The 24,310-nt window shown below is 31.5% G+C and carries 18 protein-coding genes and 1 pseudogene; 15 read left to right on the top strand and 4 right to left on the bottom strand.

Annotation, left to right across the window (positions count from 1 at the left end):
- Nucleotides 1-19: 19 nt before the first annotated feature.
- Entirely contained in the window at nucleotides 20-334 is a 315-nt protein-coding gene (locus GVY01_RS06090; protein WP_017638265.1) for a PepSY domain-containing protein, read from the bottom strand.
- 85 nt (nucleotides 335-419) lie between these two features.
- Between GVY01_RS06090 and GVY01_RS06085 the strand changes: the two genes are divergently transcribed.
- The 10 genes from GVY01_RS06085 to ccpA all read left to right on the top strand — a co-directional run bounded on the left by GVY01_RS06085 (nucleotide 420) and on the right by ccpA (nucleotide 13,723).
- On the top strand, nucleotides 420-1,496 hold the full coding sequence (locus tag GVY01_RS06085; protein ID WP_017638264.1) for a M42 family metallopeptidase: 1,077 nt from the start codon (nucleotides 420-422) through the stop codon (nucleotides 1,494-1,496).
- Between the two features lie 16 nt (nucleotides 1,497-1,512).
- The gene (locus GVY01_RS06080; protein ID WP_017638263.1) at nucleotides 1,513-1,824 is read left to right on the top strand and encodes a thioredoxin family protein; all 312 of its coding nucleotides are present in this window, start codon (nucleotides 1,513-1,515) and stop codon (nucleotides 1,822-1,824) included.
- A gap of 99 nt (nucleotides 1,825-1,923) precedes the next feature.
- Nucleotides 1,924-2,784 carry a DUF1444 domain-containing protein gene (locus GVY01_RS06075; RefSeq protein ID WP_159333682.1) on the top strand — a complete coding sequence of 287 codons (861 nt, stop codon included), beginning with the start codon at nucleotides 1,924-1,926 and terminating at the stop codon, nucleotides 2,782-2,784.
- 36 nt (nucleotides 2,785-2,820) lie between these two features.
- Entirely contained in the window at nucleotides 2,821-3,420 is a 600-nt protein-coding gene (gene ytpR / locus GVY01_RS06070) for a YtpR family tRNA-binding protein (RefSeq protein ID WP_017638261.1), read from the top strand.
- A gap of 20 nt (nucleotides 3,421-3,440) precedes the next feature.
- Nucleotides 3,441-7,367, top strand: a complete 3,927-nt coding sequence (locus GVY01_RS06065; protein ID WP_159333681.1) for a DNA translocase FtsK — start codon at nucleotides 3,441-3,443, stop codon at nucleotides 7,365-7,367.
- Between the two features lie 21 nt (nucleotides 7,368-7,388).
- Nucleotides 7,389-8,702, top strand: a complete 1,314-nt coding sequence (gene murC / locus GVY01_RS06060) for a UDP-N-acetylmuramate--L-alanine ligase (RefSeq protein ID WP_017638259.1) — start codon at nucleotides 7,389-7,391, stop codon at nucleotides 8,700-8,702.
- A 74-nt stretch (nucleotides 8,703-8,776) separates the two neighbouring features.
- On the top strand, nucleotides 8,777-9,268 hold the full coding sequence (locus GVY01_RS06055) for a DUF948 domain-containing protein (protein ID WP_002467416.1): 492 nt from the start codon (nucleotides 8,777-8,779) through the stop codon (nucleotides 9,266-9,268).
- A gap of 77 nt (nucleotides 9,269-9,345) precedes the next feature.
- On the top strand, nucleotides 9,346-11,016 hold the full coding sequence (locus tag GVY01_RS06050; protein ID WP_017638258.1) for a hypothetical protein: 1,671 nt from the start codon (nucleotides 9,346-9,348) through the stop codon (nucleotides 11,014-11,016).
- A gap of 345 nt (nucleotides 11,017-11,361) precedes the next feature.
- Nucleotides 11,362-12,453 carry a bifunctional 3-deoxy-7-phosphoheptulonate synthase/chorismate mutase gene (locus GVY01_RS06045; RefSeq protein ID WP_017638257.1) on the top strand — a complete coding sequence of 364 codons (1,092 nt, stop codon included), beginning with the start codon at nucleotides 11,362-11,364 and terminating at the stop codon, nucleotides 12,451-12,453.
- A gap of 280 nt (nucleotides 12,454-12,733) precedes the next feature.
- Nucleotides 12,734-13,723, top strand: a complete 990-nt coding sequence (gene ccpA, locus GVY01_RS06040; protein ID WP_017638256.1) for a catabolite control protein A — start codon at nucleotides 12,734-12,736, stop codon at nucleotides 13,721-13,723.
- Between the two features lie 69 nt (nucleotides 13,724-13,792).
- Here ccpA and GVY01_RS06035 read toward each other — a convergent pair.
- Together GVY01_RS06035 and GVY01_RS06030 are read right to left on the bottom strand one after the other, a co-directional pair.
- Nucleotides 13,793-14,956: pseudogene (locus tag GVY01_RS06035) on the bottom strand (acetoin utilization protein AcuC).
- 21 nt (nucleotides 14,957-14,977) lie between these two features.
- Nucleotides 14,978-15,610 carry a GNAT family N-acetyltransferase gene (locus GVY01_RS06030; RefSeq protein WP_017638254.1) on the bottom strand — a complete coding sequence of 211 codons (633 nt, stop codon included), beginning with the start codon at nucleotides 15,608-15,610 and terminating at the stop codon, nucleotides 14,978-14,980.
- A 171-nt stretch (nucleotides 15,611-15,781) separates the two neighbouring features.
- Between GVY01_RS06030 and acsA the strand changes: the two genes are divergently transcribed.
- Nucleotides 15,782-17,491: an acetate--CoA ligase gene (gene acsA, locus GVY01_RS06025; RefSeq protein WP_159333680.1), complete on the top strand. Its 1,710-nt coding sequence runs from the start codon at nucleotides 15,782-15,784 to the stop codon at nucleotides 17,489-17,491.
- Nucleotides 17,492-17,749: 258 nt separating this feature from the next.
- Nucleotides 17,750-19,417 carry a formate--tetrahydrofolate ligase gene (locus GVY01_RS06020; RefSeq protein ID WP_159333679.1) on the top strand — a complete coding sequence of 556 codons (1,668 nt, stop codon included), beginning with the start codon at nucleotides 17,750-17,752 and terminating at the stop codon, nucleotides 19,415-19,417.
- A gap of 52 nt (nucleotides 19,418-19,469) precedes the next feature.
- Here the strand turns inward: GVY01_RS06020 and GVY01_RS06015 are convergent, their stop codons facing one another.
- On the bottom strand, nucleotides 19,470-20,381 hold the full coding sequence (locus GVY01_RS06015) for a transglycosylase domain-containing protein (RefSeq protein WP_017638251.1): 912 nt from the start codon (nucleotides 20,379-20,381) through the stop codon (nucleotides 19,470-19,472).
- A gap of 576 nt (nucleotides 20,382-20,957) precedes the next feature.
- Between GVY01_RS06015 and tyrS the strand changes: the two genes are divergently transcribed.
- From tyrS to GVY01_RS06000, 3 genes are all read left to right on the top strand, one after another.
- Nucleotides 20,958-22,220 (top strand): tyrosine--tRNA ligase, encoded by a 1,263-nt coding sequence (gene tyrS, locus GVY01_RS06010; protein ID WP_017638250.1) that lies wholly within the window; start codon nucleotides 20,958-20,960, stop codon nucleotides 22,218-22,220.
- 61 nt (nucleotides 22,221-22,281) lie between these two features.
- Nucleotides 22,282-22,746 (top strand): MarR family transcriptional regulator, encoded by a 465-nt coding sequence (locus tag GVY01_RS06005; RefSeq protein ID WP_017638249.1) that lies wholly within the window; start codon nucleotides 22,282-22,284, stop codon nucleotides 22,744-22,746.
- A gap of 134 nt (nucleotides 22,747-22,880) precedes the next feature.
- On the top strand, nucleotides 22,881-24,308 hold the full coding sequence (locus GVY01_RS06000; RefSeq protein WP_017638248.1) for an MDR family MFS transporter: 1,428 nt from the start codon (nucleotides 22,881-22,883) through the stop codon (nucleotides 24,306-24,308).
- Nucleotides 24,309-24,310: the final 2 nt, after the last annotated feature.

Raw genomic sequence — 24,310 nt, 5'->3', positions numbered from 1 at the left:
TTTTATGTAAATTTTAATTTTATAATTCGATAATATTTAAAACTTCACCAGTATATGCATCAGCATAAAAATCATAATCTACTAATTTACCATTTTTAGTTGCGGAGATACCGCCAAGATAAATAGGTTTATTAGCATTAATATTAGGATCGTTAAGAGGTTGTTGTACAATATATGAACCTTTGACATCCATAAAGTATGTTTTGACTTCTTCTAATAACTTATCGGGATTATAAAATTTTTTCTTATTTAGGTAAACAATTACGCCAGCTGATAAAATGACTACCGTACAAGCACCTACAATTAATATATTTTTACAATTTAAACATTTCATTAATGTATCTCCCTTTTCCATGATTCATATTATTAGTTTACCATAATGAAGATGATATAATAAATTATAAGGAGTGAAACATCAAATGACTATTGAAGAGAGTAAAACATTAGAACGCATGGAACATCTGACAGAATTACATGGTGCACCAGGATTTGAAGATGATGTTAAAACATATATGAAAGAACAAATGACACCTTATGTAGATCATTTTGTAGATAATAAAATGGGTGGGTTTTATGGTGTGAAAAAATCAACTAAAGCTAATGCTAAACGTGTAATGATAGCAGCTCATATGGATGAGATTGGATTTATGATTACACATATCACAGATAATGGTATGATCCAATTTACTAATTTAGGCGGCGTAGCAAATGATATATGGCAGGGACAAAGATTAAAAGTAAAAAATAGAAAAAACGAAGAAATTATTGGTGTCGTTGCCAATATTCCAAAACATTTTAGAACTGGTAATGAAGCAGCACCTCAAATTAAAGATTTAATGTTAGATATAGGTGCAAGTTCGAGTGAAGAAGTTAGACAAAAAGGTATTGAAATTGGCGACACAATTGTACCTGCTACGCCATTTACTCAGTTATCAGAATATAGATATAGTGCAAAAGCGTGGGATAATCGATATGGTTGTCTCATTGCTATCGAAATATTAGAATTACTGAAAGATACAGAATTAGATGTTGATTTATATGTTGGTGCCAATGTACAAGAGGAAGTAGGTTTAAGAGGCGCTAAAGCATCAGCAGAATTAATTCAACCGGATATTGCATTTGTAGTAGACTGTTCTCCTGCAAATGATATAAAAGGCAAGCAACAATTATCTGGTGCGTTAGGGGAGGGGACATTAATTCGTATCAAAGATGGTACGATGATACTCAGACCTACTTTTAGAGATTATTTATTAAATTTAGTAAAACAATATGATATTCCGCATCAATATTATATGTCACCAGGAGGAACAGATGGCGGTGAAATCCATAAAGCAAATGATGGTATTCCTACAGCAGTAATAGGAGTATGTGCACGTTATATTCATAGTACAGATGCTGTTTTTGATATCCGTGATTATTATGCCGCTCGTCAATTATTAAAAGCATCAATTACGAATTTAAATGAAGAACAAATACAACGATTACAATATCAGTAATATAGGAGTGAAAAACATGATACAACTTGAAACAGAACAACAATTTGAAGAATTAAAGCAAGGAAATACAGTTTTTGAATTTACAGCAGGATGGTGTCCTGATTGTAAGATAATAGAACCAGAATTGCCACAATTAGAAGAGAAATATCAATCTTTTAAATTTGTATCAGTAGATAGAGATCAATTTTTAGATATTTGTATAGAAAATGGTATTATGGGTATCCCAAGTTTCTTAGTTTATAGAGACGGAGAATTACTAGGAAGTTATATTGGTAAAGAAAGAAAATCCATTGAACAAATAGATCAATTTTTAGCACAATATATTTAATTGAATAGTTGAAAAATATATTTAAAAACTTGTTTTTTTCTGTTACTATTCTTTGATTTATTGTAAACTATTAAAAGGTGCGAAATAGGAGTGATATGAATGAATGTCTTTCAAATGAGAGATAAAATTAAACAGCGTTTGAATCATTTAGATGTAAATTATAAATTCGATCGTGAAGACGAAACATTAAGAATTTATAGAAAAGACAATCATAAAGGTGTCACAATTAAATTAAACGCTATTGTCGCAAAATATGAAGAAAAAGAAGAAAAAATTGTAGATGAAATTATATATTATATAGATGAAGCAATTGCTCAAATGGCTGATCAAGGTATAGAACAACTTGATGAAATTAAAATTATGCCGGTGATTCGTGCTACAAGTTTTGATAAAAAGACTAAAGAAGGCCATGCATTCATTTATGAAAATCATACTGCTGAAACTAATATCTATTACGCATTAGATTTAGGAAAGTCATATAGACTTATTGATGCAAGTATGTTAGAAACATTGAAAATGACAGAACAACAGATTAAAGAAATGTCACTTTTTAATGTAAGAAAGCTTGACAATAAATATAGTACCGATGAAGTGAAAGGTAATATATTCTATTTTATTAATTCTAATGATGGTTATGATGCAAGTCGCATACTTAATACATCATTTTTAAATGATATACAAGATCATTGTGAAGGCGAAATGTTAGTAACAGTGCCTCATCAAGATGTTTTAGTCATTGCTGATATACGCAACAAAACAGGCTATGATGTGATGGCTCATTTAACTATGGAGTTTTTCACAAAAGGACTTGTCCCTATTACTTCTTTATCTTTTGGATACGACAAAGGTCATCTTGAACCAATATTCATATTAGGGAAAAACAATAAACAAAAAAGAGACCCTAACGTCATACAAAGATTAGAAGCTAATCGTAAAAAATTTAATGATAAAAATAAATAATAATAAAAATAAATAATGATAAAGGAGATATATACAATGAATTTATTCTTTAATCCAAATGGTGTAGGAGATGTTGCATTCTTACAAATCGACCCTACAGAAGGCGAATTCAATTATAAAAAGAATAACGACGTAGTAGAAATAACTAACGAAGATAACGAAGTAGTTGGGTATAATTTCTTTAATATATCTACTCATATACAATTAGAAGGTAATGGACACATTAAATTAACTGAAGAAATCGTTAATCAATTACAACAAATGATTAAAAATAATGGTTTCACATATGAATTGAATGCTGATTTATCTCCAAAATTTGTTGTAGGTTATGTAGAAACAAAAGAAAAACATCCTGACGCTGATAAATTAAGTGTACTCAATGTCAATGTAGGTAATGATACATTACAAATAGTTTGTGGCGCACCAAATGTCGAACAAGGACAAAAAGTAGTTGTAGCAAAAGTGGGCGCAGTAATGCCAAGTGGTATGGTAATCAAAGATGCAGAACTTAGAGGCGTTGCATCTAGCGGTATGATTTGTTCAATGAAAGAATTAGATTTACCAAATGCTCCTAAAGAAAAAGGTATTATGGTGCTAGATGATAGCTATGATATTGGACAAGCATTTTTTGAATAACAAAGGAAGGTCGTGAAAGTATGAGCTGGTTTGATAAATTATTTGGCGAAGATAATGATTCAAATGAAGATATATTAAGAAATAAAAATAAAAGACGCCAGGCAACTCAATCGAATGATTCTAATCATGACTCATTACTGCCACAAAATAATGATATCTATCATCGACCAAAAGGTAAATTCCGATTTCCTATTAATGGTTTTGAATCAGAAAATGTGGGGTCTGAATATACATCTATGAATGATGGGGAACAATCTTATGTGAAAAATGATGATAATGAAACTTTAACTTCTCAAGAAAGTAAGAGACATCGTCGTAGAAGGAATCATGCCAATGACGATGAGTATGTGAACTCGTCTCGACAATCTAATTCAAATAAAACTAGAAGAAAACAAGTAACAAATCCTTATGTCACTAAATCAACTCACCGCCAAATTTCTCCTACTTCATTAGGAGATAACAAATCTAATAATGGTGCTACATCTTCAAAATCACAACCAAGAATGAAATTACAATCCGAACGTTTTAAATCAAATTATAAAACGCAACCGGAGTATACATATCACAAAAGTGATTTTAAAGCTTCAGAAGTACCATCAGCCATTTTTGGTACGATGAAAAGACGACCAATTGAAAACGGCATGATACCTCCTAAAGACAATGAAGAAGAAACTAATAATAAAATGAGTTCAAATGTTAATCATTCTAGTGACAACGATGGATACACTGCAGAAACATCCCAAAGCAACTTTACAAGTAATCAACAATCGAATGATGTAAAAGAAACTAGTGCAAATAGTAATTCAAAACATGATGAGAATATAAATCAACAAACATCGTCAGTGGGAGATGAAAAAGCAATTAACTCAACTCCTAACCATTCAACTAAAGATAATACTATTAATATTAACAATATCTATGCATCTCAAATTGTTGAAGAAATTCGAAGAGAACGTGAACGAAAAGTGCTTCAAAAGCGTAGATTTAAAAAAGCATTGCAAGAAAAGAGACAACAAAATAAAGAGACCAATGAAGATAGTATACAAAAAGCAATTGATGAAATGTATGCCAAACAAGCACAACAATATGTTGGTGAAAGTTCATTAGATATGGAATCTCAAGATGATAGCAATGCTATGATTAACGAGCATGACAATAATGAAACAATAAATCAAACAGATGCAATTGAAAATTCAGACCTAGATCAACAAGAAACATCTCATTACAATTATGAAGAAATCGATTTATCTGATATTAAACCAAGACATCAAGTAAATGATGACGATGTTACTGTGACTGATGTAACAGAACAAGATAATGGCTCAGAAACAACTGATACTAACTATGTTTCATCTCAATCCATATATGATGATCGAACAACTACCGTCCAGAAAGACTCTGAATCTAGTCAAAGTGACTCTACAATTAGTTCAGAAAATGCAAAACATCATTACAGTGATAAAACATCAATATCAGAAAATGAAGATAATAATATAGATGATGCAGATTATCGAGAATTAGATGATAGTGAGCAACCAACAACATATTCTACTTCAGAACATACATCTTCATCTCTATATGATAGTGAGACATCACAACTTAATGATCATAAGCACTTGAATAGAAGAAGTGGTCATAATGCAGTTACTCAAAGCGTCGATCATGAAACGGAATATGCTAAAAAGCGAAATCCACATATTCAAGATAGCAATTTAGGTAATAGTGATAAAACAATGTCAACATCAGAATCAGTATTAGAAAGTGATGAATCATTAAGTGATAGTTTCATCTCTAATAATAGTAATGAAACATCTGAATTTGTCGCTTCATCTTATGATAATACTCAAAACTTAAGTAGTTCAGAAAATAGCTATTCTGAATCTATAAATGATAATCAATCAGAAAGTTCTGATCAGAATTTTGATAAAGTTAATAGTGAAAATAAAGGCGTAGAAACTAATCAGCATCTACATTCTGAACAAACTAGCAAGCCATTAAAAGGTAGTAAGCCATTTAATGTTGTTATGACGCCTTCAGATAAAAAACGTATGATAGATAAGAAAAAATCTCGCACAGTTCATGTTCCAAATCTAACGCCTGAACGTCAATCAAATTCGACACAATCAAATAATATTAAGCAAGCATCGTCAGAGCAATACAATACATCAGAACACTCTGAATCAAATCAACAATCAAACAATATAAGTGAAAGTGAAGCGCCTTCAGCTGATCGTACAAATGAACTAAATCAAACAACATATGAAAGTGACTCAAATTCAACTGCAAGTGAACATAGCCTAAGTGCAAATGACGTTGTCAATAATGAGAATGTGCAAATGGCTCAGAGCGATTATAATGTTGGAATTAATCAAAATATGGAAGATGATAGTTCGTCTATGCAACATGCTTCCAATGATGTTAATGAAAATGATTCAGATAATCGCAATGAAGACAAACGAGAGAATACTCATGCATCTACATCTAAGGTTACATCTGGAGAAGTGGATAATAATAATGAAAATATTAAAGTTCAAAAGCCCACTATAAGAAAAGGTCCAAATATTAATTTACCTAGTATGGAATTGCTTGAATCACCAGAACCACATGAAGTAAATGAAGAGTGGATTGATGATAAAAAGCAAGAATTAAATGATGCATTATATTATTTCAATGTTCCTGCAGAAGTTCAAAATGTTACTGAAGGTCCAAGTGTGACCCGTTTTGAATTATCAGTTGAAAAAGGTGTTAAAGTATCAAGAATTACTGCTTTACAAGACGATATTAAAATGGCGTTAGCAGCCAAAGATATACGTATCGAAGCGCCGATACCAGGTACAAGTTTAGTAGGTATCGAGGTACCTAATCAAAACCCTGCCAAAGTCAATTTGAGATCAATTGTAGATTCAGATCAATTTAAAAATGCTGAATCTAAATTGACAGTTGCAATGGGTTATCGCATCAACAATGAACCATTACTTATGGACATTGCTAAAACACCTCATGCTTTAATTGCAGGTGCAACAGGTTCAGGTAAATCAGTGTGTATTAATAGTATTTTAATGTCGCTATTGTATAAAAATCACCCGGAAGAATTAAGATTATTATTAATTGATCCAAAAATGGTTGAATTAGCACCATATAATGATTTGCCACATCTTGTGTCACCAGTAATTACAGATGTTAAAGCAGCCACACAAAGTTTAAAATGGGCTGTTGAAGAAATGGAACGTCGATATAAATTATTTGCTCAATATCACGTTAGAAATATTACAGCATTCAATAAGAAAGCTCCTTATGAACAAAGAATGCCAAAAATTGTTATAGTAATAGATGAATTAGCCGATTTAATGATGATGGCGCCACAAGAAGTAGAACAATCCATCGCGAGAATAGCTCAAAAAGCGCGTGCATGTGGTATTCATATGCTTGTTGCCACACAAAGACCATCAGTTAATGTTATTACCGGTTTAATTAAAGCTAATATCCCAACTAGAATTGCATTTATGGTATCATCAAGTGTAGATTCTAGAACTATTCTTGATAGCGGAGGAGCAGAACGACTATTAGGATATGGCGACATGTTATATCTTGGTGGCGGTATGAATAAACCTATCCGTGTTCAAGGTACATTTGTTTCAGATGAAGAAATTGACGACGTTGTAGATTTCATTAAACAGCAACGTGAACCTGATTATTTATTTGAAGAAAAAGAATTATTAAAGAAAACACAAACTCAAGCACAAGATGATTTATTTGATGATGTGTGTGAGTTCATGATTAATGAAGGACATATTTCTACTTCGTTAGTACAAAGACATTTCCAAATTGGGTATAATAGAGCAGCGAGAATCATAGATCAATTAGAACAACTAGGTTATATATCTGGAGCGAACGGTTCTAAACCTAGAGATGTTTATATTACTGAGGCGGATTTGAATCAAGATTAAAAATTAGTAAGGAGTTTTATAATGACACACTATCATTTTGTCGGAATTAAGGGTTCTGGCATGAGTTCATTAGCACAAATCATGCATGATCTTGGGCATGAAGTGCAAGGCTCAGATATTGAAACTTATGTTTTTACAGAAGTTGCTCTAAGAAATAAAGGTATAACTATCTTACCGTTTGATAGTAACAATATTAAAGAAGATATGGTAATTATACAGGGTAATGCTTTCCCTGATACACATGAAGAGATAGTCAAAGCACATCAACTTAAATTAGATGTGATTAGATATCATGATTTTCTTGGCCATGTAATTAACCAATATACTTCGGTAGCAGTTACCGGTGCACATGGTAAAACATCAACAACTGGATTGTTATCTCATGTGATGAATGGAGATAAAAAGACTTCATTCCTTATAGGTGACGGTACAGGAATGGGTTTACCTGGCAGTGACTATTTTGCATTCGAAGCTTGCGAATATCGACGTCACTTTTTAAGTTATGATCCTGACTATGCAATTATGACAAATATTGACTTTGACCATCCTGATTATTTCAGAGATGTTGATGACGTTTTTGATGCATTCCAAGAAATGGCTCAAAATGTTAAAAAAGCTATCATTGCATGGGGCGACGATGAATATCTTAGAAAATTAGAAGCGGATGTACCAATTTATTATTATGGTTTAAAAGAAACTGATGACGTATATGCTAAAAATATACAAATCACTGAACAAGGTACACAATTTGATGTTTATATTAATGGTGAATTTTATGATCAATTCCTATCACCACAATATGGTGACCATAATATTCTAAATACATTAGCTGTTGTAACTATTAGTTATTTAGAAAAAATGAATGTTGATAATATAAAAGAAGCATTAGAAACATTTGGTGGTGTAAAACGTCGATTTAATGAAACAAAAGTATCAAATCAAGTATTAGTAGACGATTATGCTCACCATCCAAGAGAAATTAATGCTACAATTGAAACAGCTAGAAAAAAATATCCACAAAAAGAAGTTATTGCTGTATTCCAACCACATACATTCTCAAGAACTCAAGCATTCTTAGAAGAATTTGCAACAAGTTTAAGCGCAGCTGACCATGTTTTCTTATGTGAAATTTTTGGTTCAATTAGAGAAAACACTGGTGAATTGACGATTCAAGACTTGATTGATCGTATTGATGGATCAGCATTAATTGATGAAAATAGTATAGATGTATTAGAGAAATTTGATAATGCTGTAATATTATTTATGGGCGCTGGAGATATACAAAAAATCCAAAAAGCGTACTTAAATAAATTAGGTATAAAAAAAGATTTCTAATATGTTTATAATGATTTCTCAAGGGTATTAAATATTAATGAATTTTATAATTAGGTATTTAGGAGGCGTTTTTAATGGATTGGATTTTACCAATTGCTGGAATTATCGCTGCGATAGCGTTCTTAATTTTATGTATCGGTATCGTTGTAGTGTTAATTTCTGTTAAGAAAAATTTAGATCACGTGGCTAAAACACTTGATGGTGTTGAAGGTCAAGTACAAGGTATTACAAGAGAATCTACTGATTTACTTCATAAAGTTAACCGTTTAACTGAAGATATTCAAGGTAAAGTTGATCGTTTGAATTCTGTAGTTGATGCTGTTAAAGGTATTGGTGACTCAGTTCAAACATTAAATGGTTCAGTTGACCGTGTAACTAATTCTATTACACACAACGTATCTCAAAATGAAGATAAAATTTCTCAAGTAGTACAATGGTCAAATGTGGCAATGGAAATTGCTGACAAATGGCAAAATAGACACTACCGTCGAGGAAGTGCAAATTACAAAGCAAACACAGTAGCAAATGATACAGATCATAGCTATACTACACGTGTTGACAAATAATTAATAAGAATGAACTAAATGCACTTAAATGAGGTTGTTACTTGTTTAAGTGCATTTGTTATAGGGAGGAATAAATCATGGAACACTATAATCGTGATGATTTTGAAAGAAATAATACTGGAAATGATTTATACAGCCGTCATACTCGTATAAATAATCAAACACCACAACGTAAAGATTTTGTTGTAAGCTTTATTACCGGTGCTTTAGTAGGTTCAGCTTTAGGGTTATATTACAAATTGAAAGTTTTCGAAAAAGCTGATCAAGCGATTGCTAAAGAAAAAGAACTACGTGAAAAAGCATTAAATTACAAATCTCAAGCAGAACAACGTTTTGAATCTGTTAAAAACCAAGTTGAAAACTTCAGAAATAAATCAAAAGATGGTATCTCATCTGATGAATTATCAGCACAAAAAGTCGCAATCCAAAGAGAAGTAAGCGACAATAATTTAGCAGATCAATCACCAGAAGCTAGAGATATTCAAGAAGCAAAATTAGAAGCAGAAGGAAATTCTGGATCAGATGCTTCAGCTACAGAATTAGCAGCACAACAAAACGCAATTCAAGCTGAAACAAATAAAGATAGTTTAGCAGATCAGTCACCACAAGCACGTGAAATACAACAAGCCAAACAAGAAGCGCAAAATGAAGAGCAACAATCTAATGCAACGCCATCAGCTACAGAATTAGCAGCACAACAAAATGCAATTCAAGCTGAAACAAATAAAGATAGTTTAGCAGATCAGTCACCACAAGCACGTGAAATACAACAAGCCAAACAAGAAGCGCAAAATAAAGAACAACAATCTAGTACAACGCCATCAGCTACAGAGTTAGCAGCACAACAAAATGCAATTCAAGCTGAAACAAATAAAGATAGCTTAGCAGACCAATCACCACAAGCACGTAAAATTCAAGAAGCTAAGGAAGAAAGTCAGAATGAGGAACAACAATCTCATATAAATAGTAATCAACACGTATCATCTGAAGAAGTTGTAATGGCAAAATCTGCTATTAAAGAAGAATCTTCACTATCTGATCCATCAAAAGAAAAAGCTAGCAAATCAACACAATCTAATGCAGATAAATTAGCAAGTGCAGCTAAAACGAAGAAAACAAAATTAGATAATGATGCTAATGTATCAGCTAATACTAAAGCTTTAACAAAAGAACAGGGTGTAGCCAAAAATAATAAACAATCTACACCAAATTTAGTAACTAAAACTGAAGAACAATCAACAAAAAATAATGATGGTTCATTTGCTAATAGACTAGCAAGTGCAGCTAAAACTAAAAAAAGTAAATTAACTAAAGGTTCTAAAGAATCTCAATTAACTAAAGCATTACTTGAAGAAGCACCAATTGCAAAATCAACGATGACTAAAGTACCTAATTTAGTTACTAAAACAACAACAAAATCTAACCAAAATAATAAATCAGCACAATCATCATCTAAACAATCTAGTACTAAGCAACCAACAAAAAAACAAAGTAAAGCACAGTTTGATAAAGGTGTCGTAACAAGACAAAATAATAATCAATCAACTAAAAAATCTAATAGTCAAGCTAAAGCAACAACAAAATCAACTAAAAAAAATAGTAATCAAACAACAGCACAAACAAAATCAACTAAGAAAACAACAAAATCATCTAATCAAAATAAAGCACAACAAGATAAAACAAAATCTACTCAACAAAAAGTAGAAAAAACAACTAGTAAAATCGAAAAACGTACTTTTAATGACTAATTAGTTTGTATTTAATATAAGTTAATATTATGATATTAATATAAGCACTCATTGGTTAGTATTTGATTTTAGTGGTTAAAATTAAATGTATAACATATTAGAGTGGAACCCATCATTCATTTACAGTAGGATGTATGACGTTCTGCTCTTTTTCTTTTTTAAAATATGTGTTCATAAATGGGAATATGATAATACTATCATATTTTTAGAAAATTTAATCAATTCCGACAATTATAACTTGAACAATAAAATGTTAATTGTTAGAATGATTCGTAAATACATTTATTTTATCGCTTTAAAGTGATACATATAATGTGCAACTAATAGTATAGAGGTGGAATGACTATGGGTAATAAATTAGATAGCTACAGACAAGAAATTGTCTCATTAAACGATCAGATTTTAGAGTTATTATCTCGACGTGGTGAACTAGCTCAAAAAATTGGAGAAGAAAAAATTAAACAGGGTACACGTGTATATGACCCTCAACGTGAAAAGGAAATGATTAACGATCTTTTAGATAAGAATAATGGTCCGTTCAATGATAATGTGATTAAACAATTATTTAAAGAAATTTTTAAAGCCTCTACAGATTTACAAAAATCAGAGAATGAAAAACATTTATACGTATCTAGAAAATTAAAACCTGAAGATACAATTGTTCATTTTGATAATGGAGGTAAATTTGGAGAAGGTTATAAATCATTTGTTTTTGGTCCATGTTCAGTAGAATCGCAAGAACAAGTAGATACAGTTGCTGCTGATTTACAAGCAAAAGGTGAGAAATTTATACGTGGTGGAGCGTTTAAACCACGTACGTCCCCATATGATTTCCAAGGTTTAGGTGTTGAAGGTCTTAAAATCTTAAAAAATGTTAAAGATAAATATAATTTAAATGTCATTAGTGAAATCGTAAATCCAAATGATTTTGAAGTTGCAGATGAATATCTTGATGTTTTCCAAATTGGTGCACGTAATATGCAAAACTTTGAACTTTTAAAAGAAGCTGGTCGTACAAATAAACCAATTTTATTAAAACGTGGATTATCAGCAACAATTGAAGAATTCACATATGCTGCAGAATATATCGCATCTCAAGGTAATAGAAATATTATCTTATGTGAGCGTGGAATTAGAACATATGAAAAAGCAACTAGAAACACATTAGATATTTCTGCTGTACCAATATTAAAACAAGGTACACATTTACCTGTGATGGTCGATGTAACACACAGTACTGGTAGAAAAGACATTATGTTACCGACTGCAAAAGCTGCACTTGCTGTAGGAGCAGATGGCGTTATGGCAGAAGTACATCCAGATCCTTCAGTAGCATTAAGTGATGCAGGACAACAAATGGATTTAAAAGAATTTAATAAATTTTATAATGAATTAAAACCACTAGCAGACTTATATAACCAAAAGAAATTAAAATAATCGATAATGAAATTAAAGCTACTTCATTGAACAAAAGGTATTTTGTAATGAAGTAGCTATTTTTGGTTTGAATTTAATTTATTTGTACAAAATATATCTTTTAATATGCATCATTAGAAATTTTGTTTTAAAGTGAATATAATTTAAATCTACAATTTTTCTGACAGAAATGTGAACAACAAAACAAATTTATTTCACTGCATCTTTAAATATGGTAAACTTTGAAAATAATATGAAAACACGGTATAATAGCGTATAAAACGCTTGCAAGGAGGAAATTATGACAGTAACAATTTATGATGTGGCAAGAGAAGCCAGAGTGTCGATGGCAACTGTTTCTCGTGTTGTTAATGGTAACCAAAACGTAAAGCCTGAAACTCGAAATAAAGTGAATGAAGTAATTAAAAAATTAAACTATCGTCCAAATGCAGTTGCACGTGGGCTTGCTAGTAAACGAACTACGACTGTAGGTGTGATTATTCCTGATATTTCAAATGTTTATTATTCACAACTTGCACGTGGTTTAGAAGATATTGCTACAATGTATAAATATCATTCAATCATTTCAAATTCAGATAATGATCCTGAAAAAGAAAAAGAAATTTTTAACAATCTTTTAAGTAAACAAGTAGATGGTATTATATTCTTAGGAGGTACAATTTCAGAAGAAATCAAAGAATTAATCAACCAATCATCAGTACCAGTCGTTGTATCAGGTACGAATGGTAAAGATGATCATGTTGCTTCTGTTAACATTGATTTTGAAAAAGCTGCTCAAGAAGTAACACAACATTTAATTGACCAAGGTGCTAAGAAATTTGCATTAGTTGGTGGTGATTATTCTAAGAAAGCCCAAGAAGATGTTTTAGATGGTTTAAATACAGTGCTATCTGATAATAATCTAATATTAGAAGATGCGCTTCATTTAACAGGGGCTGAAAGTTACAAAGAAGGCATGAAAGTTTTTGATGAAATGAAAGATAACTTACCTGATGCTGTATTATCAATCAGTGATGAACAAGCGATCGGTGTGTTACACGGCGCATTAGATTCAGGTATAAAAGTTCCTGAAGATTTACAAATCGTTAGTTTTAATAATACGCGTTTAGTAGAAATGGTTAGACCACAACTTTCAAGTGTAATACAACCATTATATGATATTGGTGCTGTTGGAATGAGATTATTAACTAAGTATATGAATGAAGAGGAAATTGAAGAACCTAATGTGATTTTACCTCATAGAATTGAATATCGTGGTACGACAAAATAATTAAATAATATACGTACTATGTGATAAACACCCCATAAATTAGACTGATAACTAATTTATGGGGTGAAATTATTTGGATGTAAAATCATACCAACTTGCTATTAAATCTGCTACACGTGCATTTTTTTCTGAAATTTCATCAGTTCTAGGTATATACGTATAATCATTCAAACGGTCTTCCCATCTTTTTGGAAGTGTCACTGAGCTATAATGTTTCCATTTATTAATCCAAGTTAATGGTAAATAACCTTTTTGAATAGGCTCATTAATTAAACTTAAATATAAATGACTCCAGGCACGAGGCACAACTCTCCATAAATTATAACCTCCGCCACCAAACATAATTATTTTATTATGAGTATATTTTTCAGCAAGTGCTTTAATTATATAAGGTAGTTGATATAAAGAATTTAAAGTACAACTTATATGTGTTAGCGGATCTCTGTAATGAATATCCACTCCATTGACGCTTAAAATGATATCTGGTTTAAATGCTGCAATGACAGGTTCAACTGTAGATTTAAATGAGCGCAAGAATGATTCATCTTCTGTATATGGTTCTAATGGTACATTGACTGAATAACCATAACCGATATCTTCACCACGTTCAGTATAATGTCCAGAACCAGGAAATAAAAACTTACCAGTTTCATGGATAGAATAGGTTAATACATCATTGCTCGTATAAAAACTCCACTGAGTACCATCTCCATGATGTGCGTCTGTATCAATAATCATTACTCTTTGATTATAATGATTAACTAAATATTGAGCTGTTATAGCTACATCATTATAAATACAAAAGCCATTTGCACGACCTGGTAAAGCATGATGCAAGCCACCACCTAAATGACAACCATTTGTATAAGTACCGTCCATAATCTTATCTGCTAAGTTTAAAGCACCACCTACAATACGAGAACAATGACGATGCATATGTCTAAATGGAACTGTATCATCATTAAAACCATATTTTTTAGCTTCTTCAGAACTTTAGATGCCATGTGATGCATGTTTAATCGCTTGTATATAATCATAACGATGTATCAAAGCGAGTTCATCTTCTGTAGCAATTCGAGGTGTTAAAATATTTTCATTAGATAAAAACTGTGCATCTATTAAAAGTTCAGTTGTTAATTTTAAACGCATTTGATTAAAAGGATGCTCATTATTAAATCTATATTTTAAAATATCATCTGAGTATACATAACCTGTTTTATTTTTATTACTCATAAGCTCATTCCTTTCAATCTGCTAATAAAAGAAGCGGTTTTGAAATCTAATATCGTCGAAAGCATGTTGTTGATCTAAACTAATTCTTTTACCAATTCTAGCCATTAAACAATTTGCTGGATGACTTGTAATTTCTGGATCATCTGTAGCAAAGACTTCTAAACCGCCTTTTTGCATTAATTTTTGCATTAACCGTTTATATTCAAATACATCTAGTTGGGCATGTTTTAAGTCCCAATGCCAATAATATTCAGTTGTTAAGACAATATAATCTTCAAATTCATCAGCTGATAAACTGATTTGAATTAATCTCCCACCTAAATGTAAATGACGGTAACCTTTGCTTAACTCGATTGCACCAAGCTCAATTAAATAGGGGAGTTGGCCAGTAGACCATCTTTCTAATTCATCTGGATAATGATACGTAACATAACCTATAATATGTTTGTCTCTCCGAATAATATAAACTCTACCTTCAGGTAACGTAGTAATTTCTAATAAAGCTTCAAATTGTTCATTGTAGGATCTAAATGCATTTAATCCATCGTCGAAAGTAAGCGTTTTCAAAAAAGAATATGAAACAGGGCCTTCTATTATAAAATGCTGATCTTCTAAGTATATATTCTCTTTAATATAAGATTTTATATGTTGCATATCTTCACCTCCTAATTAAAACCTCCTTGTTCTTTATACTTATTATACTTTTCTTGATGTAAAATGACAAAAATGATGTCAATTATAATTAAATGTTTTGAATAATGTGACAATTATATGTATAATTCACTATAAAGAAAGCGATTTCATAAATCGAAGGGGGATTTTCTTATGAAAGTTGAAGTATATAAAAGTGAACCTGGAAATTATAATTTGCAAGATTATGAACAAACGTATAATAACTTTGATTGGAAAGATGTTGAAAAGGCATTCTCTTGGAATAAGACAGGAAAAATCAACATGGCGTATGAATGTATAGATAGACATGTTGATGAGGGTAAGGGAGAAAAGATAGCATTAAACTATAAAGACGAACGTCGTCATGAATCATACACATTTGAAGAGATGAAAAAATACTCAAATAAAGCAGCCAATGTTTTAAAAAATAAAGCTAATGTTCAAAAAGGGGATAGAGTATTTATTTTCATGTCAAGAACACCAGAATTGTATTTCGCTTTCTTAGGTATTTTAAAAATTGGTGCAATTGTTGGACCACTATTTGAAGCATTTATGGAAAAAGCTGTGGCAGACAGACTTGAAAATAGTGATGCTAAAGTCATTGTTACAAATAAAGCATTATTACCACGAATTCCAAAAGATAAATTACCTAACTTGGAAACAATTGTTGTAGTAGATGACGAAGTGGATGAGGCATATGTTGACTTTAATACTGAATTTAAAAAAGCTAGTGATGAGTTTGATATTGAATGGTTAAATGAAGACGATGGCTTAATTTTACATTATACATCTGGCTCTACCGGTCAACCTAAAGGTGTGCTACATGTTCAAAAAGCAATGTTAGTTCACTATATTTCTGGAAAATATGTATTAGATTTACAAGAGGATGATGTTTATTGGTGTACAGCAGATCCAGGTTGGGTAACTGGAACGTCATATGGTGTCTTTGCTCCATGGTTAAATGGTGTTACAAACTGTATTGTTGGTGGTCGATTCTCGCCAGAACAATGGTACAAAATGATTCAAGATTTTAAAGTAACAGTTTGGTACACTGCACCAACGGCTTTACGTATGTTAATGAGTGCTGGTGACGATATTGTAGAAAAATATGATTTGTCATCATTACGTTCAATCTTGTCTGTTGGTGAGCCACTCAATCCAGAAGTTATCAAATGGTCTAAAGACGTATTCCACAAACGTGTCTTAGATACTTGGTGGATGACTGAAACTGGTGGACATATGATTGTTAACTATCCTGCTATGGACATTAAATTAGGTTCAATGGGTAAACCATTACCTGGAATTGAAGCAGCTATAGTAGATGATGAAGGTAAAGAATTGCCACCTAATAGAATGGGTAACTTAGCAATCAAAAAAGGATGGCCTTCTATGATGCATTCTATCTGGAAAAATCCAGAAAAATATGATTCTTACTTTATCGGAGATTGGTACGTTTCAGGGGATTCTGCATATAAAGATGAAGACGGATATTATTGGTTCCAAGGTCGTGTAGATGATGTGATTATGACTGCTGGTGAACGTGTAGGTCCATTTGAAGTTGAATCTAAGTTAGTAGAACATGAAGCAGTGGCTGAAGCAGGTGTCATCGGTAAACCAGATCCTGTACGTGGTGAAATTATTAAAGCATTCGTAGCACTTAGACAAGGTTATGAACCAACTGATGAATTAAAAAATGATATTCGCCAATTTGTGAAAGAAGGATTGTCTGCACACTCTGCACCAAGAGAAATTGAGTTTAAAGATAAACTACCTAAAACACGTTCAGGTAAGATTATGAGACGTGTATTAAAAGCTTGGGAATTAGATTTAGATGCTGGTGACTTAAGTACAATGGAAGATTAAAAATTAACATTAGAAAAATGAATTTACAAAACTCTATTTTCACACATTAACGTAAATAAGTAGCGAAAAGGGCCTAATTATTTTTAGGTCCTTTTATATGTAGAATTTGATAGCATTTTTGAAAACGCTATCAAATATTCGACATCAATAAATAAGTCGGTTATTATTAAAGATGTAAGAGCAACTGAATCATGTACATAACTGATTCTTACACTTATTTTTATAATTTTATAAATATTTATAAGGGGTTGAAATAAGTTGGCACATTTATCAGATTTAGAAATTGCAAACCAATCAAAATTAAGACCTATTAGTGAAATTGCTAATGAGGCAGGAATTTCAGATGAAGCTTTAGAACAATATGGACATTATAAAGCTAAAATTGATATAAACCAAATTAAACCTAAAGACAATAAAGGTAAGGTAGTATTAGTAACTGCTATGAGTCCAACTCCAGCTGGAGAGGGTAAATCAACAGTAACAGTAGGATTATCAGATGCTTTCCATGAACTAAAGAAAAGTGTCATGGTAGCTTTACGTGAATCTGCTTTAGGACCTACTTTTGGTATTAAAGGTGGCGCAACAGGCGGCGGTTATGCACAAGTATTACCAATGGAAGATATTAACTTACATTTTAATGGTGATTTCCATGCTATTACTACTGCAAATAATGCTTTATCTGCTTTCATAGATAACCATATACACCAAGGTAATGACTTAGGCATAGATCAACGTAGAATTGAATGGAAACGTGTTCTAGACATGAATGATCGTGCACTACGTCATGTAAACGTTGGTTTAGGTGGTCCAACTAACGGTGTGCCACGTGAAGATGGATTTAATATTACTGTTGCCTCAGAAATTATGGCTATTTTATGTTTAAGTCGTAATATTAAAGATTTAAGAGAAAAAATAAGTAAAATAACAATTGGATATACACGCGATCGTAAACCAGTTACCGTTGCAGATTTAAAAGTTGAAGGCGCATTAGCTATGATTTTAAAAGATGCAATTAAACCTAACTTAGTACAGACAATTGAAGGTACACCTGCATTAGTTCATGGTGGCCCATTCGCTAACATTGCACATGGTTGTAATTCTATTTTAGCTACAGAAACAGCGAGAGACTTAGCTGATATTGTTGTCACAGAAGCAGGCTTTGGTTCAGATTTAGGTGCTGAGAAATTTATGGATATCAAAGCCCGTGAAGCTGGTTTCGAACCTTCAGCTGTCGTCTTAGTGGCAACAGTTCGTGCTTTAAAAATGCATGGCGGAGTCACTAAGGATAACTTGAAAGAAGAAAATGTAGATGCAGTTAAAGCTGGTATTGTTAACTTAGAACGACACGTTAATAATATTAAAAAATTTGGTGTAGAACCAATTATTGCAATTAATGCATTCATTCATGATACAGATGCTGAAGTAGAATTTGTTAAATCATGGGCAAAAGAAAATGGCGTAAGAATTGCTCTAACTGAAGTTTGGGAAAAAGGTGGCAAAGGCGGAGTTGACCTCGCTAATGAAGTTCTAGAAGTTCTAGATCAACCACAAAATTTCAAACCACTTTATGAATTAGAACAACCACTAGAAGATAAAATTGAGACAATTGTTAAAGAAATTTATGGCGGTTCAAAAGTAACATTCACTAGTAAAGCTCAAAAACAATTAAAACAATTTAAAGATAATGGTTGGGATCATTACCCAATTTGTATGGCTAAAACACAATACTCATTTAGTGATGATCAAACAGCATTAGGAGCACCAAGTGATTTCGAAATCACAATCCGTGAATTAGAAGCTAAAACTGGTGCAGGATTTATCGTTGCATTGACAGGTGCAATTATGACAATGCCAGGTTTACCTAAAAAACCTGCTGCATTAAACATGGACGTAACTGATGATGGACATGCAATAGGATTATTCTAAAATATATAGTTAACCCCTTGATAATTTATTGAATATTATCAAGGGGTTATTTTTAATTTGATGATTTTTTAGGTTTAGTTAATAAATGAGTTTTAATATTATATTGTTTTGCTTTTTGATATTCTGCCTTTGTAATTTTTTCTTCTACTAGCATACGTTTTAGAACATAATGTTGTCTTTGTATGCTATATTCAATTTCATTTGCAGGTTTTAAGTTACCATTTTCGTCATAGGGTGTATAACCATATGGACTTTGTAATAACCCAATAAGATAAGCGGATTGAGCGATATTTAAATGTTCCGCTGAAACACCGAATAAACTATAAGATGCAGATGAAATACCAGTGATATTAGCACCGTTATAATCTCGTCCAAATGGAACAATATTTAAATAGGTGTAGATAATTTCTTTTTTTCTTAATATATCTTCAAGTCGTTGAGCTAGTATAATTTCATTAGCCTTACGACTATATGTTTTTTCATTAGTTAACACTTGATTTTTAACTAATTGTTGTGTAATGGTGCTGCCACCAGAACTATGTTCTTTCTGAGATAAATCTTGAAACATTGCTCTTAAAATGGCTTTTGGAAGAATGCCGTTATGCTGGAAAAATAAAGTATCTTCTGAAGACGTTAACGCTTTAATAACATCTGGATTCACATGTTTAGGACCTACTATTAATGGATTAAGTGAATGATCATATTCATATAAGATGTCCTTGTTTTTATAATTAATTAAATCATCTCCAGCAAAGTGAATGACTTTATGTTTTAATGCATTATCACTTATTGATGATGCTTCTTTAGTTAGTTGGTGAAAATAAACTAGGGCAGCTAATAAGATAATAAGTGTAAACACTACACCGATTATAAAAACTGAAACAATGATGTGTTTAATTCGTTTATATAATTTTTCAAATCGAAACAAATTATCATGTTGCCGATGTTGTTTCATATTATCCATAGCAAACCTCCTTATTTTAGCTTATTATATCATACTCGGTAAGTTGACTTTTAAAATAATGTTAACTATAATTAGATTCAAATACATAAGTTTCAGATGAAGGACAAGTAGCTTTGTAGAGAATTTCAGAGAGTTAGTGGTTGCTGTGAACTAATATTTTCTATTTTGTGAATACACCTTTTTATTACAAGTCTGACGTTTGATTAATGAACGTATCATTAAGAGAGATATTAGGTTAAAGAATATCCAACAATTTTGGACACTTAGATAACTAAACGTTTGAGTATTATAACAAATGAATTAGTTTTAGAATTGTGGATGATTCACTTATGAAGCCTAAATTTAAGTATGGTGGTACCGTGCAAATGCGCCCTTACATTGATGAGATGTAGGGGCATTTTTTTGTTTAATTGTATATCTAATACACTTTTGATTATAGTAACTTTGAAAGTTATTGATATTTAGATATTCAGTAAAATATGATATGAACCATTTAAACTTAAAAGGCTTATCTTTCAATCACACTTACATCTAAACTTATGATAATAAAAGAATATTTTTAGGAGGAATTGAATAATGTCAAATGCATTAATTGAAGATTTAAAATGGCGTGGACTTATATATCAACAAACTGATGAAGCGGGAATTGAAGAATTATTAAATAAAGAACAAGTAGCTTTATATTGTGGTGCAGACCCAACAGCAGATAGTTTACACATTGGTCATTTGCTTCCATTTCTAACTTTAAGACGTTTCCAAGAACATGGTCATCGTCCGATTGTATTAATCGGTGGCGGTACAGGTATGATTGGTGATCCATCTGGTAAATCAGAAGAACGTGTATTACAAACCGAAGAACAAGTAGAAGCTAATGTACAAGGTATTAGTCAACAAATGCATAAACTATTTGAGTTCGGTACAGATAAAGGTGCAACTTTAGTTAACAATAAAGATTGGTTGGGTCAAATCTCGTTAATTAGCTTTTTACGTGATTATGGTAAACATGTCGGTGTTAACTATATGCTAGGAAAAGATTCTATTCAAACAAGATTAGAACATGGTATTTCTTATACAGAGTTCACATATACTATTTTACAAGCAATTGACTTTGGTCATTTGAACCGTGAATTAAATTGTAAAATCCAAGTAGGTGGTTCAGATCAATGGGGTAATATTACAAGTGGTATCGAATTAATGAGACGTATGTATGGACAAACTGAAGCATATGGTTTAACTATTCCACTAGTAACTAAATCTGATGGTAAGAAATTTGGTAAATCAGAATCTGGTGCTGTTTGGTTAGATGCAGAAAAGACAAGCCCATACGAGTTTTATCAATTTTGGATAAACCAATCAGATGAAGATGTAATAAAATTCTTAAAATACTTTACTTTCTTAAGTAAAGAAGAGATTGATCAATTAGAACAATCAAAAGAGGAAGCACCACATAAACGTGAAGCACAAAAAGCATTAGCTGAAAATGTAACTCGTTTTATCCATGGTGAGGCTGCTTTAAACGATGCCATTAGAATTTCACAAGCATTATTTAGTGGAGATTTAAAATCATTATCAGCTAAAGAATTAAAAGAAGGTTTCAAAGATGTACCTCAAGTTGAATTATCTAAAGAAACTACAAATATTATTGAAGCATTAATTGAAACAGGAATTGCTACTTCAAAACGTCAAGCGCGTGAAGATGTTAATAATGGCGCAATTTATATTAATGGTGAACGTCAACAAGATGTAAATTATGAACTTTCAGATCAAGACAAAATCGAAGACGAATTTACTATTATTCGTAGAGGTAAAAAGAAATACTTTATGGTTAATTACAAATAACTTATTTAAGATCTTGAATCAATTACCTAAAGATCTAAATTGGTGTGTGGGAGGTTAAAACTTGAATAAAGAAGAAGTCATCATGATAGGGTTGAGAAACATGTTTAATAAAATTGCTTGGCTAAATAAAGATGAAATGCAAGAAGCTCTAAAAGAATACAAATCAAGTGAAGTTCATTGTATTGAAGCCATACATGACTTAAAAAACCCTAATGTTAAAAGTTTAACTGAACAATTATTTATGACAAGAGGTGCCATAAGTAAATTGACAAAACGTCTTCAAACAAAATCGTTGATTGAAAGTTATCGAAGCGATAGTAATAAAAAAGAAATATATTTTCGACTTACACCAAAAGGTCAACAAGTTTATAACACACATCAGCAACTACATGCTAAGTTTGAAGCAAGAGATCGAGTGGTATTCGACAATTTATCACAAGAAGAATTTGATAGTATATATCAATTTATTGAAAGATATAATAACCATTTAGATGATGAAATTAAGAAAAATGAATTACAACTTTAAATAAATTTAGAAAGTTATAGTTTCGAGAATGAGGCATTATTGATGCCTCATTTTTATTTTTCAAATTTTTATTGTTGACAAGGAAACAAAATAGGCGTAAATTTGTTGACGTAGAAACAAAAAGGAGTCAATTTATGTCAGAATATAAAGCACAAAGTCAACAAATTCCAAAAGAAACGATGCATGCAGCATGGGCTATTGCTATAGGTGCTATCGCTCCAATGTTAGATTCAACGATGATCAACATTGGTATCAAACAATTAAACCAAACATTTCATACTAGTATTGATATTGTTCAATGGGGAATTACAGGATATATTCTAGCTTTAGCTATTGCTATTCCATTCTCTGGTTGGTTAATGAATCAATTCAATAGTAAAAATGTATTTATAATAGCAATGTCATTATTCGGTTTAACTTCATTAATGGTTGGACTTAGTAATTCAGTTAACGTATTTATTCTATTTAGAATTGTTCAAGGTTTTAGTGCAGGTGTTATCACTTCTCTTATGTTTACTTTATTAGTTAAGACTGCAGGTCAAGAACATATAGGTAAGGTAATGGCTATTGTAAGCACCCCAATGATCTTTGGACCTATATTAGGACCTACGTTAGGTGGTTTTATTATTCACTTTGCATCTTGGAGATGGATGTTTTTTATTAATATATTAGTAACTGTTATTTCGGTACCACTTATGATGAAATACGTACCATCTTTTAAACCATTTAACAAAGATAAATCGTTAGACGCTATAGGAATTGCTATGTTAGGAATTATTAGTACAAGTTTAATATATGGTATCACCGAAGCAGGAGATAAAGGTACATTTTTGGATCCTTTAGCAGTCTTTTGTATAACTGTAGGTGTGATATTTATTGTTGGTTATGTCATTTATAATTTAAGAAATCAATTTAATACGATATTACCTATTAACTTATTTAAAAGTAAAACTTACTCAGCTTCAATGTTAGGATTACTTTTGGCTAATATAGGTATTATGGGACCAATGGTTATACTGCCGTTATTCTTTCAATCTTTTAAACATTATTCTGCAATCGAAGCAGCTTTAGCATTAATACCTCAAGGGGTAGGGATGTTGATCACACGTCCATATATAGGTAAATATATTGATAGAATAGGTGCAAAATACGTTATTATGATAAGTATTGTGATTGCTATTATCGGCACTTTACCATTAGCTTTTGTAGATCAACATACATCTATCTGGTGGATATCTCTAATATTATTTATTCGAGGATGTAGCGTGGGTGGTATAAATCTTGGATTGATGGCAGATGCATATAAAGGTGTGTCAGAATCACAATTATCAGAGGCTGGTGTTGGCATCAACATGATAGAGAATGTTGGTGCTAGTTTTGGAACAGCCATTATCGCTACTGTAGTCGCTTCTAACATTTCAAAATCTGCTATGCATGATGTTATCAGTAAGCAATTAACAGGATTTCATGAAGGATTTGTGGTTTCTGTGATAGCTATTTTATTTATATTAATTCCAGCGTTATTTTTAACTAAAAATAAACAAGGTATTGATGAATCTTAATT

Source organism: Staphylococcus sp. 8AQ (assembly GCF_902506595.1).
Classification (GTDB): Bacteria; Bacillota; Bacilli; order Staphylococcales; family Staphylococcaceae; genus Staphylococcus; species Staphylococcus pasteuri.
Note: the sequence above shows the minus strand (reverse complement) of the source record. Positions and strands in the feature narration are given on the sequence as shown.